The sequence below is a fragment of the Bradyrhizobium sp. BR 1433 genome (assembly GCF_051547665.1).
Lineage (GTDB): Bacteria > Pseudomonadota > Alphaproteobacteria > Rhizobiales > Xanthobacteraceae > Bradyrhizobium > Bradyrhizobium australafricanum.
Genome location: NZ_JBPUGG010000001.1, coordinates 4,385,331 through 4,398,017, shown reverse-complemented (window position 1 = coordinate 4,398,017; position 12,687 = coordinate 4,385,331). Strand labels below are relative to the sequence as shown.

9 protein-coding genes and 1 pseudogene are annotated in these 12,687 nt (G+C 64.8%); 2 read left to right on the top strand and 8 right to left on the bottom strand.

Translation table 11 applies throughout. The features are described from left to right. Positions 1 to 211: 211 nt before the first annotated feature. Complete coding sequence (locus tag ACSKB9_RS21395; RefSeq protein WP_438075531.1) at positions 212 to 610, bottom strand: hypothetical protein; 399 nt, start codon at positions 608 to 610, stop codon at positions 212 to 214. A 525-nt stretch (positions 611 to 1,135) separates the two neighbouring features. On the opposite strand from ACSKB9_RS21395, the gene ACSKB9_RS21390 reads away from it, so the two are divergent. Next, on the top strand, positions 1,136 to 1,891 hold the full coding sequence (locus ACSKB9_RS21390; RefSeq protein ID WP_431016316.1) for an SDR family oxidoreductase: 756 nt from the start codon (positions 1,136 to 1,138) through the stop codon (positions 1,889 to 1,891). A 9-nt stretch (positions 1,892 to 1,900) separates the two neighbouring features. Here the strand turns inward: ACSKB9_RS21390 and ACSKB9_RS21385 are convergent, their stop codons facing one another. The 5 genes from ACSKB9_RS21385 to radC all read right to left on the bottom strand — a co-directional run bounded on the left by ACSKB9_RS21385 (position 1,901) and on the right by radC (position 9,283). Further along, positions 1,901 to 2,305, bottom strand: coding sequence for a hypothetical protein (locus ACSKB9_RS21385; protein ID WP_438075529.1), 405 nt, complete (start codon positions 2,303 to 2,305; stop codon positions 1,901 to 1,903). Positions 2,306 to 2,869: 564 nt separating this feature from the next. Further along, positions 2,870 to 3,889: a hypothetical protein gene (locus ACSKB9_RS21380; RefSeq protein ID WP_438075527.1), complete on the bottom strand. Its 1,020-nt coding sequence runs from the start codon at positions 3,887 to 3,889 to the stop codon at positions 2,870 to 2,872. A gap of 83 nt (positions 3,890 to 3,972) precedes the next feature. Beyond that, positions 3,973 to 5,838 (bottom strand): sigma-54-dependent Fis family transcriptional regulator, encoded by a 1,866-nt coding sequence (locus ACSKB9_RS21375; protein WP_438075525.1) that lies wholly within the window; start codon positions 5,836 to 5,838, stop codon positions 3,973 to 3,975. A 243-nt stretch (positions 5,839 to 6,081) separates the two neighbouring features. Next, positions 6,082 to 8,205: a glycogen debranching protein GlgX gene (gene glgX, locus ACSKB9_RS21370; RefSeq protein WP_438075523.1), complete on the bottom strand. Its 2,124-nt coding sequence runs from the start codon at positions 8,203 to 8,205 to the stop codon at positions 6,082 to 6,084. A 364-nt stretch (positions 8,206 to 8,569) separates the two neighbouring features. Next, entirely contained in the window at positions 8,570 to 9,283 is a 714-nt protein-coding gene (gene radC / locus ACSKB9_RS21365; protein ID WP_438080326.1) for a RadC family protein, read from the bottom strand. Positions 9,284 to 9,420: 137 nt separating this feature from the next. On the opposite strand from radC, the gene ACSKB9_RS21360 reads away from it, so the two are divergent. Beyond that, the gene (locus ACSKB9_RS21360) at positions 9,421 to 10,140 is read left to right on the top strand and encodes a DNA-3-methyladenine glycosylase I (RefSeq protein WP_438075521.1); all 720 of its coding nucleotides are present in this window, start codon (positions 9,421 to 9,423) and stop codon (positions 10,138 to 10,140) included. A gap of 25 nt (positions 10,141 to 10,165) precedes the next feature. Here the strand turns inward: ACSKB9_RS21360 and map are convergent. After that, a pseudogene (gene map, locus ACSKB9_RS21355) lies at positions 10,166 to 10,989 on the bottom strand (type I methionyl aminopeptidase). A gap of 167 nt (positions 10,990 to 11,156) precedes the next feature. Continuing rightward, complete coding sequence (locus ACSKB9_RS21350; protein ID WP_438075519.1) at positions 11,157 to 12,473, bottom strand: mechanosensitive ion channel family protein; 1,317 nt, start codon at positions 12,471 to 12,473, stop codon at positions 11,157 to 11,159. Positions 12,474 to 12,687 lie beyond the last annotated feature (214 nt).

Here is a 12,687-nt window from a genome sequence, read left to right as displayed (position 1 = left end):
GCACTGACATCTGCAAGGCGGACGGGCCCAGGCGCCCAATCCGCTCTCAATCGTTTGAGAGCTGTCGGGCTGCGTCGCCTCGAGGGCGCAATGCTGACGACCCGTCTTGCGCCGCGTTTGATGGCTTCGGCCCGGCCAAGCGACAGCTGGCCGGGCCAACGCCGTGCGAGGCGTCGCTGTCCTTGCTGTGATCCTGCGGGACGCTGCGCTGCTATGACCCCGGCGTTCTCACGACCAGTTTGATGTTCAGAAGATTGACCCCCTTGAAGGGGTTCGGCGCGCTTTCGATCGTTCCTGTGCCCGTTGCATTCGCATAGGCGCCCGTGCCCGAGAGGATCGTATATTCGCCGTTTGATTTTCCGTCCTTGATCGCGCCGGTGTAACGCGCCGTGATCGCGCCTTCCTCGAACGTGTAGGTGCTGTAACCGTAATAGGAGCCCGAGCCCTTCAGCATGTCTCCTGAATGGACGAACTCCTTCACCCCGATATGGCCGTCACTGAAGACGGCGACACCAAAGAACTTGCCGGAAACGACCGTCTGTCCCTCGACGTTTGCTGCCTCGATGACCTTGACGTCGACAGGCTTGGTGACGAGCTTGAACTCGAGCACTTTCTCACCCGCTACGGCGGTCGATGCCGCAACGACGATTGCCGCGCTGGAAACGAAAAAGGTGATAAAATTCCGCATAGACTCCTCCTGCGTTTGCTGAAATCAAATCAAGGAGTGCACAGCGGGCTATACGTCATGCCCAGCATTTGCGTTGCAGCACGAAAGAGAGCCCGCGGTGATATCCCGGCAGCGGCCGAAGCTTTCGGTACCCCAGCACGCTGGCTGGAACGCACGCATTAGTCTACGTGACGGTAAGAGGTTCAGCAAGCGTAGCCACCAACGTCTCATGCTCGTCAGACGACGCATCGGATGACAGGTTCCGCGACATCAGAACAGCCGTGGCATGCTATAGTATGGTTGCGTGCGGGAGAGCGATCGAGGAGGTAGCGCCAACTCACCAATCCTTCTCCCCGCTGCCGTAGGCGACCGCGCGCGGCAACTATCGAAGTTGCTGCGGATCGACGTACCCATGACGATCCGGCAAGCATGTCTCAAGGAACCTCGTCACCGACAAGGAGTATCACCATGAAGATCGTTGTGATCGGCGGTACCGGACTGATCGGCTCCAGGACCACAGCTATTCTGCGCCAGCGCGGCCATGACGTCGTCGCCGCCTCGCCGAAGAACGGCATCAACGCCATCACCGGCGAGGGGCTGAAGGAGGCGCTGGCCGGCGCGGCCGTGGTGATCGATCTCGCCAATTCGCCCTCGTTCGAGAACAAGGCCGTGATGGAGTTCTTCGAGACCTCCGGCCGCAACCTGCTGGCGGCGGAGAAGCCGGCCGGCGTCAGGCACCATGTCGCGCTGTCGATCGTCGGCACCGACCGGACGCCCGAGAACGGTTACTTCCGCGCCAAGGTGGCGCAGGAGAAGCTGATCGAGGCGTCCGGGATTCCCTACACCATCATCCGCGCGACCCAGTTCATGGAATTCGTCGGCGCGATCGCCGATGCGGGCGCGGTTGGAAACACCGTCAGGCTCTCGCCCGGCCTGTTCCAGCCGATCGCGGCGGAGGACGTGTCCGCGCTCGTCGCCGATATCGCGCTCGAGCCGCCGCGCAACGGCATCGTCGAGATCGCAGGTCCCGACCGCGCGCCGTTCAACGAGATCGTGGCCCGCTACCTGAAGGCAAAAGGCGACCCGCGCGAGGTGGTCAAAGACCCTGACGCGCTTTACTGGGGCGGACGGGTCGAGCAACACTCGCTGGTGCCGCTCGGCGAGGCGCGCCTCGGCCGCATCGATCTGAACGAATGGCTGCGCCGCGCGCGGCCGGCGGCCTGACGGTATCGGCTATTTGAGCCACACCAGCAGTGGGACGGGCGCGCGTCCTTCGCAGGACAGCGTGCCTTCGTAGTTGCGAGTCTTGCGGGCGCTGTAGGTGCAGGGCGCGCCGTCCAGCACCAGCTCGGCGGTGACCTGCGAATCCGCGCCCGTGATTTGCAGCTTGATTTCTCCGGCGCGTTCGTCCGGCCCGTCTTGCGTGCAGATGCCCACATGCTTCATCTTGAGCGGTCCGGAGAACTGCCTCGGCGCGCCCGGCGCGCTTTCGGTGAGATGTCCGGTCAGCTCCCATTCGCCGAGCACGCCGGCCTGGCCGAGGATCTCCATCGCGCCAAGCGGCAGGGTATGGCAAAGCGATAGCGCAACGGCGCCGAGCAGCGCCGCTCCACCGTTGCGGCATGTCGCCCGTGGCATCACAGCTTGCTTCCGGTCGTCTGGCGCAATTCGATCAGCTCCGGCCGCGACAGATCGGCATCCGCGGTGAGCCGGGCAATCTGATCAGCGCATTCTCGGATCTTGGCCTGATCGCCGGCCGCCTTGGCGCTCTTGATCATGCCGAGATAAGTCGCCAGCCGGTTGGGCTCCTTCTTGAGCACGGCTTCATAGGCGGCGAGCGCCTCCCTGGCCATGCCGCGATCGAGCAGCATCGCCGCGTAGAGCTCGCGCGCCGGCGCCAGCGGTCCCGGGGTGACGGGATGTTTCTCGGTCTTGTCTTCCGCCTCCGCGGCGGCATTCATCGCGCTGAGCGCATCGTCGTATTTACCTTCCGCGTACAGCACCCAGGCGCTCGCGATCTGCTGCTGGATGTCGACGATGTTGGACCAGTAGGCGTCCTTGGCGTCCTTCAACTTGTCGCGCAACTCGACCAGCTTGGCGACATCGGCTTTGGCGGCGGCGGGGTCACCGGAGCGCGCGGCGCCGACCGCGCGGGCGAAATAGGTGATGGCATCGGCATAGGCGTATTTGGTCGGATGCACTTCAAGCGCGGCGGCACCCTTCCAGTCGCCGCGTTCGAAGACATAGCGGGCCTGGCTTGCCGCCACCGCGAAGGGGCCTGCGAACCGGTCGAGCTTGAACTGGAGCTTGCCGAGCTCGTCGATCACCGCACGCGCCTCCTTGTCCTGGCCGAGCTGGAGATAGGCATAGACCAGATAGTCCATCGCGTGCGCCTGGTCCTGCTGCTCGCCGTCTTCCCTGGCGATGCGCGGCGGATTCCTTGTTCGAGGCGATCGACTCCTTCCAGTAGCCGACGCGCGTGAAGATGTGCGACGGCATGTGCTGGGCATGCGGCGCGTGTTCGGCGATCTTGGCATAGCGCATCGCCGCGGGGAGGCCCTTTGCCGCGAGTGCCGGGTAGTCGTAGAGATGGATCAGATAGTGGGCAATACCGGGGTGCTCGGGCTGGCGCTTGAAGATCGGTTCGAGCAGCGCCGCGCCCTTCAGCTGGTTGGCGTAGGTCTTGTCGCCCGGCGAGGCCGCGACGTTGAGCGTGATCGCATAGGCGATCTGCGCCTCGTCATCGTCGGCATAGTGCATCGCGACCTGCTCTTCGGCGGCGAGGAATTGCTGCACGCGGGTGCGGTGATCGACCTTGTCGTAGTCGACATACATCGCCGCGATCGCATCGATGTATTCGCGCTCGCGCGGGGTGCCGGCATTTAGCGCCTGGCCGTTTTTCGCAGCTTCAAGGCCGAGCGGAAGGTTTTCCGGCGGCGGCGGCGCGTGCGGATTGTAGAGATAGCTGAGCGCGATGCCCCAATAGGCGATGGCGCATTGCGGGTCGGCCTCCAGCGCCTCCTCGAAGGTGCGCCGCGACGCGCTGTACCAGAACGAATGCTGATACAGCATGGCGCGATCGAACAGCTCCTGCGCTTCAGGCTTACAGGATGTCACGAAATGGACTTTGCCCAATCGTTGTTCGGTAGAATCCGAGGCGGCAGGCTGCGAAATGGTCGCGGCAATGAGGCCAACGACCACAGCGAGGGGAAACCGTGTCATGGGACCCGCTCCGTGGCGTTGAAGGCGAAAACCGTACGATATCACCTTTCCCGCACCGCCGGAACAGCAGGGGCCGTTCTGGTCTAGCTGTCCAGCGCGATCCTTAACGCCTTGATCTTCCGGTACAACGTCGCGCGGCTGAACCCGAGCGCCTTGGCCGCGTCCGTCACTCTTCCGTCATTGGCGCGCAATGCATCGACGATCGCGGCGCGCTCGCTCGCGGTGTGATCGGCCTCCGCACTGCATGCGCTGAACGGCGGCAGATCGAGATCGGCCTCGGTGATGACGCCGTGCTCCGCGGTGGCGCCGGCGAGCCGCAGCACGTGGCGAAGCTGGCGCATGTTACCGGGGAACGGATAGGCCATCAGCTGCGCCCAGGCGTCGGCCGCGATGCGGCAGTGCGGCGCTTCCTCGTCGGCGATCTGCGTGATGACGTCCTTGCGGTCGGCGCGCTCGCGCAACGCGGGCAGGCGGATCTCCATGCCGCGCAGCCGGTAATACAGATCGGAGCGGAAGCTGCCGTCCTCGGCCATCCGCGCCAGATCACGGTGCGTGGCGCTGATCAGGCGGATGTCGACCGCGACAGGCTTCAACGCGCCGAGCGGCCAGACCTCGCGGTTTTCCAGCACGCGCAGCAGCCGGGTTTGCAGCGAAAGTGGCATGTCGCCGATCTCGTCGAGGAACAGCGTGCCGCCAGAGGCCTGCACGATCAGCCCCTTCGATCCCTCGCGCCGCGCGCCGGTGAAGGCGCCGGCCTCGTAGCCGAACAGCTCGGCATCGATCAGGCTCTCCGGCATCGCCGCGCAGTTCAGCGCGACATAGTTGCGGCCGGCGCGGTTGCTCGCGGCATGGATGGCGCGCGCGAACACGTCCTTGCCGGCGCCGGTCTCGCCATGCAGCAGGATCGGCAGATCGAGATTGCCGACCGTCATCAGCCGCTTCACGCCCTTGATCAGCACGGGATCGCGGCCCGCCAGCCGGTGCAGGCCGGAAAACTGTCCGGCCGGCTTTTCGCGCGGCGGTGTGGATGGTGGACGCGGCGAACGCGCCCGCACCGGCGGCGCCAGATGGCCGCGGCCCCACGGCGTGCCGTCGGCGCGACGCAGCGCGACCTGCTCGTCCGCGGCACGGGTCGCGCGATCGTCCAGTTGAATGAGATGCGACAGGTCGATGCCGTCGTCGATCATCGCATCGGTCAGCCCGAACGCCGCGCGCGCGGTGCGGCAGGCGCCGACGACACGGCGGTCGTCGTCATAGGCCAGCATGCCGTGCACGTCGCCGGGCAGCATCGCGATCCAGGAGGCGCGGTAGCGTCGGCGGAAGAACGACTGCTCGATCCGTCGCGTCGCCTCCGTGGTGACGGCGAGCGCCAGTTCATGCGCGCTGCGGCCGAGATCGCTGCGGCACGAGGTGATGTTGACGGCGCCGGCGAGGCGCCCGGCATGATCGAACAGCGGCGACACCGCGCAGGTGAACATGTGCCACTGCTCGCGGAAATGCTCGTCGCCATGCACCAGGATCGGCCGCTGCTCGGCGAGCGCGGTGCCGAGCCCGTTGGTGCCCTCGAACGTCTCGGCGAAGTTCGAGCCGGTGTAGATCTTCCACTCCAGGAACATCCGCGCGTAGTCGCCGTCGGGCAGCCGGCTCACCAGCATGGTGGCGTTGGGATCGGCGAGATTGACGCAGTAGCCGGAGTCGTGGAGCACGCGGGCGAGGTCTTCCAGTTCCGGGATCGCGACCTGGATCAAATCCTCCATCGGCTCGGCGATGTGCCGGACCTCGGCCTCGGTCAGCGTCTGCGGCGGCCCGCGCCGGGCCGGATCGAGGTTGTGATTGACCAGGCAGCGCCGCCAGGACGCGGCAATCCGCGTCTCGGTGTCGACGCCGGCCACCTGGTTGGCCGCCGACAAAACACGGGCGACGTGATTTGAGGCCGAAAGATTGGCCATCCAGAGGTCTCCACCCCGAATTTTCCGCGAAGTCTGGCAGTCCGCGGCCGAATGTCAATTGGCCGACGGGGTCGCGGGACTCTAACTTCCCCTTGCAAGGGGAGGTCGGTTTGCTCGGCAGAGCAAAGCGGGTGGGATCTGCTCTCTCGGCTTGCAGCGTCGCCTGCGGCTGACCCCCATCCCGACCTTCCCCCTTTCAGGGGGAAGGAGGAGGCGGACCGCAGCCCGGGTGGAGCCAACGGGCTACGGAGATGACTTCACCTCGCCGGCGGTGAAGAGCACGAACGAACGCCCCACCGCCTTGTACGTGCCGTCGAACGCAAACTGCGCGCCCGCCGGCTGTTCCGGCGCGTTGGTATCGAGCAGCAACGACCAGCGCGGTCCGGCCGACGTCCGCGGTAGCTTGAAGTCGACCTCGCCCTCGTAGCTGTTGAGGATGACAAGCACAGTGTCGTCCTCGCCCTCACGCGCGATCGCGGTCTTGCGCGCGCGGCCGTCGAGCACGACGCCGAAGCATTTGATCCAGCCGGTGCTCCAGTCGGCCTGCGTCATCTCGGCACCTGTCGTGCCGAGCCAGACCACGTCGCGGATCTCGAGTTGCGGATCGCGATCGCCGGAGAGGAAGCGACTGCGGCGTAGGATCGGATAGTCGCGCCTGAGCTTGATCATCCGCTTGGTGAAAGCGAGCAGCTTCCCGGCGTCGTCGGAAAAATTCCAGTCGAACCAGGAAATGTCGTTGTCCTGGCAGTACGCATTGTTGTTGCCGCGCTGGGTGCGGCCGAACTCGTCGCCGCCGAGCAGCATCGGCGTGCCCTGCGATGCCAGCAGTGTCGCCAGCATGTTGCGCTTCTGGCGTTCGCGCAAAGTGCGGACATCCGGATTGTCGGTCGGGCCCTCGGCGCCGCAATTCCAGGAGTGGTTGTCGGACGAGCCGTCATTGTTGTACTCGCCGTTGGCCTCGTTGTGCTTGTTGTTGTAGCTCGCCCAGTCGTTCAGCGTGAACCCGTCATGTGCGGTGATGAAGTTGACGCTGGCCCAGGTGCGGCGGCCCTCGCGGTTGAACACATCGTGCGAGCCGAGCAGCCGCGGTGCCAGGCTGCCCGGCGCCGCCTCGCCGCGCCAGAAATCGCGCACAACGTTGCGGTATTTGTCGTTCCACTCCGCCCAGCCCGCCGGAAAGCCGCCGACCTGGTAGCCGCCGGGGCCGCAGTCCCAGGGCTCGGCGATCAGCTTGACGGTCGCGAGCAGCGGGTCCTGGTTCATCGCCTTGAGGAAGCCGGACTGCTCGTCGAAGCCGTAGACTTCGCGCGCCAAAATGGTGCCGAGGTCGAAACGGAAGCCGTCGACATGCATGTGGCCGGCCCAGTAGCGCAGGCTGTCCATCACCATCTGGATCACCCGCGGATGCGACAGGTTCACCGTGTTGCCGGTGCCGGTATCGTTGATGTAGTAGCGCCGCTTATCGGGCAACAGCCGGTAATAGCTCGCATTGTCGATGCCCTTGAACGACAGCGTCGGGCCGCGCTCATTGCCTTCGGCGGTGTGGTTGTAGACGACATCGAGAATGACTTCGAGGCCGGCGCCATGCAGCCGCGACACCATCTCCTTGAATTCGCGCAGGCTGTTCGGCACGTCGGCGGCATAGCGCGGATCCGGCGCGAAGAAGCCGATGGTGTTGTAGCCCCAGTAATTGGTGAGGTGCTTGTCCAGCAGGTTGCTGTCGTTGATGAAGGAATGCGCCGGCAGCAGCTCGACCGAGGTGATGCCGAGTGCCTTGAGATGATCGATCGCCGCGTTCGAGCCGAAGCCGGCATAGGTGCCGCGCAAATGTTCGTCGATGCCCGGGTGCTGTTTGGTGAACCCCTTGACGTGGGTCTCGTAGACCACGGTCTCGTCCCAATGCACGTCCTGCCGCCGTGCTTCCTGGACCCAGTCGAAATTGGGATCGACCACCACGCATTTCGGCATGAATGGCGCGCTGTCGCGCTCGTCGAAGGTGAGGTCGTCGCCGCTCTCCATCTTGTAGCCGAACACCGCCGGATTCCAGGTCAGGCTGCCGGCATGGGCGCAGGCGTAGGGATCGAGCAGCAGCTTGTTCGGATTGAAGCGGTGGCCGCCGTCCGGCTGGTAGGGACCGTAAACGCGATAGCCGTAGAACGTCCCCGGCTGCACGCCGTTGATGAAGCCGTGAAACACCTGGTCGGTATATTCGGGCAGCTCGAAGCGGTGCGTCTCGCGCTCGCCGTCGAACAGGCAGACCTCGACCTTGGTGGCGTTGGCGGAAAACACCGCGAAATTGGTGCCGTGGCCGCTCCAGTGGGCGCCCAGCGGATAGGGCAGCCCTTCCTCAATGACGAAATCGGACATCGGTCCCCCAAGGCCCCTGACAGGCCGTCAGATCAATCTGCAACAAACGCCGCCGCGCGGGAAACGTTGCATGGGCTAGTTTAGCGGCAGTTACGCTTGGTTCGTATGACGCGGGCGGAACGAGATGCAAGGCTCGGCAAGAGATGTCGCGAGAATGCGGTCGTATGACTATCTGCCACAATCTCGATGTCGTCCCGGGCAAGCGCAGCGCGACCCGGGACCCATAACCACGAAAGCAAATTGGCTTGCAAAGCTGGAGCCATAGCGTGCTTCGACAACGCAACCCTGTGGTTATGGTCCCGGCCCCCCGTGCGCAATTGCGCACTAGGCCGGGACGACAGCGGGGGGCTTGTTGAGTGCAATGCTAAATCAGCCGCATGCCCTTGAAGCTGGTATGCCCGTTCTTGCCGACGATGATGTGATCGTGCACGGCGATCCCGAGCGGCTTGGCGATGTCGACGATGGCTTTCGTCATCTGGATGTCGGCCTGCGACGGCGTCGGGTCGCCGGACGGATGATTGTGCACCAGGATCAGCGCGGTGGCGGACAATTCCAGCGCGCGCTTGATCACCTCGCGCGGATAGACCGGGGTGTGATCGACGGTGCCGGTCTGCTGCACCTCGTCGGCGATCAGCTGGTTGCGCTTGTCGAGGAACAACAGGCGGAACTGCTCCTTGTCGGCGAACGCCATGCCGGTGCGGCAATAGTCGATGACGTCGTTCCAGGACGACAGCGCGACGTTGCGCTTGATCTCGCCCTTGGCGATCCGGCCGGCGGCGGCGGCGAGCAGTTTGAGCTGGTTGATCGAGGCATCCTTGACGCCCTCGACCTCGCGCAGCCGCGCCACCGGCGCGTGCACCACCTCGGCGAACGAGCCGAACTTCTTCAACAGCGCCTTGGCCAACGGCTTGGTGTCGCGGCGCGGGATCGCGGCGAACAGCGCCATTTCCAATAGCTCGTAGTCGGTCAGCGCGTCGGGCCCGGCCGCATAGAAGCGCTCGCGCAGCCGTTCGCGATGGCCGTGATAATGCGGCGTCTCGTCGGCTTCGTCGTCGCTGGTATCGGGCTTGGTGGGCATCGGCCACAACCATGCCGTGCCGGCCGCATTTTGCAAGGGGCGATCCTGAAGGGCCGATGCCGCTCCGGTTTGCCACAATGCGACCGGCGAATTACCGTCGGCCGCAACGGTTCGAGAGCAAAGAGGGGGAGGGTCGCGTGACATCATTCAAGGTGATCCGCTCGCGCGCCGAGAAGCGCAAGGGCGGGCCGAAGGCGCTGGAGAAGCTGCTGCGGCCGCCGGCGGGCGCCAACGCGCTGGCCAAGCTCGGTGACGACCGCGTGCTGGCCGAGATGACCAGGCGCGTGTTCTGCGCGGGCTTTGCCTGGAGCGTGATCGACGCCAAATGGCCGGGCTTCGAGGAGGCGTTCCTCGGCTTTCAGCCCGCCAAGCTCGCCTTCAAGCCCGACGAATTCTGGGAGAAGCTCGTCAGCGACGCCAGGATCGTGCGCAACGGCGCCAAAATCATGTCGGTGCGCGACAACGGCCGCTTCGTGCAGGAGATCGCGCGCGAGCATGGCAGCTTCGGCAAATTCCTTAGCGCCTGGCCGTCATCGGATGAGGTTGGACTGCTGGAGCTATTGGCCAAGCGCGGCAGCCGGCTCGGCGGCAACACCGGACAGATGCTGCTGCGCTTCCTCGGTTGGGACGGCTTCGTCACCTCGCGCGACGTCGTCGCCTGCCTGCGCGATGCCGGCCTCGATATCGCCGAGGAGGTCAAGTCGAAGCGCGATCTCGCCAAGGTGCAGGCGCAGTTCAACGCCTGGGCGGAGGAGACCGGACTGTCCTATCTGCATCTGTCGCGGATCTGCGCGATGTCGATCGGAGAGAACCATACGCCCGAGGAGATCATCGAGCGCACGCGGAGCGATTATTGACGAGGACGGTTACAGCTGAACCCGATTAGACCTGAACCCACGGCTTCTCGCCATGGCGTTCGGACAGCGTGAAGATCTCGACGCCGTCGGCGGTGACGCCGACCGAATGCTCGAACTGCGCCGACAGCGAACGGTCGCGGGTCACCGCGGTCCAGCCGTCGGACAGGATCTTCACATGCGGCTTGCCGAGATTGATCATCGGCTCGATGGTGAAGAACATGCCGGGCTTCAGCGGTGCGCCTTCGCCGGGGCGGCCGATATGGATGATGTTCGGCTCGTCGTGGAACAGGCGGCCGAGGCCGTGGCCGCAGAAGTCGCGCACCACGCTCATGCCCTGCGGTTCGACATAGCTCTGGATGGCGTGGCCGATATCGCCGGTGGTAGCGCCGGGCTTCACCGCGGCGATGCCGCGCATCATCGCCTCATAGGTCACCTCGATCAGCCGCTCGGCCTTCCGCGCGATGGCGCCGATCGCATACATGCGGCTGGAATCGCCGTACCAGCCGTCGACGATGAAGGTGACGTCGACATTGACGATGTCGCCTTCCTTCAGCGGCCGGTCCCCGGCATGCCGTGGCAGACCACGTGATTGATCGAGGTGCAGGTCGAGTAGCGATAGCCGCGATACATCAGCGTCGCCGGATAGGCGCCGTGGTCGAAGGCGAACTTGCGAACGAACTCGTCGATGACCGAAGTCGGGATGCCCGGCTTGACGATGTCGGTGAGCGCATCGAGGCATTTCGACACCAGAGCGCCCGCCTTGCGCATGCCGGCAAAGCCGCTCGGTCCGTGCAGCTTGATCTGACCGGTCTTGCGAAGCGAGGTGTCGGTGGCGTCGATATAGCTCATGGGCGGGCTGTTTCTGCGGGCAAGGGGCTGATTTCAGGCCCTAATTTAATGATCGGCGCGCCCGGCGCAAGCCAAGGTTGGGCATGGGGACATGTCCAAACGGCTTGATTTTCAGGCCATATCCGGAACAGCGGCCACCGCTGCGGCGAAAAGACCGCGCTCAAGCGCTAATTGGAGACCTCGACCACGCTCTCGACCGGCAGCGCGCCGCCGCGGATGCGGAGTTCCCGCACCGGGTAGGGCACCCTGATCCCCTCCTGCTTGAAGGCGTCCCACAGCGACAGCATGACGTCGCTCTTCACATTGTCCATGCCGTCGGGGTCGGCGATCCAGAAGGTCAGGGAGAATTTCATCCCGGCCTCGGCGAACTCGGTCAGGATGCAGTTCGGCGTCCGGCCCTTGGTGGCGCGCGGATGGGCCGCCGCGGTCGTGATCGCGAGCTTGCAGACCTGCCGCGGATTGGCGTCGTAGTTGGTGGAGAAGGCGATCTTCACCAGCGTGTTCTTGTCGGTATAGGTCCAGTTGGTGACCTTCTGCGTCACCAGGTCCTCGTTCGGGATCAGGAACTCGCGGCCGTCGCCGGCGGCGACCGAGATGTAGCGGGTCTTCATCGCGCTGATCCGGCCCGAATTGTCGCCGATCGTGACGAGATCGCCGGGCTTCACCGATTTGTCGACCAACAGGATCAGGCCGCTGATGAAATTGGCGACGATCTTCTGCAGGCCGAGACCGATGCCGACGCCGGCCGCGCCAGTGAACACCGCGAGCGCTGAGAGGTTGATGCCGACCGCGCCGAGCGCGATCACGATCGCCGTCACCATCAATCCGATGCGGATGATCTTGACCAGCAGCACCTGGATCGACGGCGTCAGATCGGTGGCGCGGTTGATGCGGCTCTCGGCGAAATTGCCGGCGAGGTTGGTCAGCCACAGCGCCACGATCAGGAGCGCGCCGGCCTTGATCAACAGCAGCGGAGAAAGGCGGAGGCCGCCGACCACGACCGCATACGCATCCAGCGTGTCGGCCGCCCAATCGAGCTGGCCGATGATGCTGAGGGCGGCGACCACCCATGCCGCGATCGAGACTGTTTTCACGATGAAGGCGTTGTCGATCACCGAGGTGACGAGGCGGATCACCAGCCAGGCCAGCGCCAGCTTGGCGGAGACCGCGATCAGATAGCTGCGGCTCGGCCAGGTCGCGTGCCACATCACGATGCGGGAGATGATCATCAGGACCGCGAACACGGCGGTGGAAGCGCTCTTCACCATCACGCGGGCGAAGTGCCGGAGCGGCAGCGGCCAGCGCATCGCCAGCGACGCCATGTCGACCCGCGCATGAATGGCGGTATCGGCGGCGTAGGCGAGGCCCGCGGCGGCGAGGATGATGCCGAATTGCAGATAGAACCAGGGCGAGGCGACCTCGGCGCCGACCGAGCGCGCCGCCATTTGGATCGATTCGAGGACGTCCTTCCAGTTCATGTCCATCGGCAAAATCTCAACTCGAAGCGCGGGTCAGCCAAATGTGATTCGAATGTGCAGGCAGAATCCCACAAAGGCGCGCACGCGACCATCGATACAATACAGTGTCGGGGCGACCTAGGGGCTGATGAGACCGGGCACATTGCCGCTCATCTCAGAAATCGGTTGGCGTCCCAGTGTGGCGACGATAAGGATGCAATTGCAAGTATTTGAGACCTCC

What these genes read in the sequence shown, in the direction of transcription:
- ACSKB9_RS21390 (WP_431016316.1), top strand. Translation starts at nt 1,136, where the DNA reads ATGAAGATCGTTGTGATCGGCGGTACCGGACTGATCGGCTCCAGGACC.
- ACSKB9_RS21385 (WP_438075529.1), bottom strand. Translation starts at nt 2,305, where the DNA reads ATGCCACGGGCGACATGCCGCAACGGTGGAGCGGCGCTGCTCGGCGCC.
- ACSKB9_RS21380 (WP_438075527.1), bottom strand. Translation starts at nt 3,889, where the DNA reads ATGACACGGTTTCCCCTCGCTGTGGTCGTTGGCCTCATTGCCGCGACC.
- ACSKB9_RS21375 (WP_438075525.1), bottom strand. Translation starts at nt 5,838, where the DNA reads ATGGCCAATCTTTCGGCCTCAAATCACGTCGCCCGTGTTTTGTCGGCG.
- glgX (WP_438075523.1), bottom strand. Translation starts at nt 8,205, where the DNA reads ATGTCCGATTTCGTCATTGAGGAAGGGCTGCCCTATCCGCTGGGCGCC.
- radC (WP_438080326.1), bottom strand. Translation starts at nt 9,283, where the DNA reads ATGCCCACCAAGCCCGATACCAGCGACGACGAAGCCGACGAGACGCCG.
- ACSKB9_RS21350 (WP_438075519.1), bottom strand. Translation starts at nt 12,473, where the DNA reads ATGGACATGAACTGGAAGGACGTCCTCGAATCGATCCAAATGGCGGCG.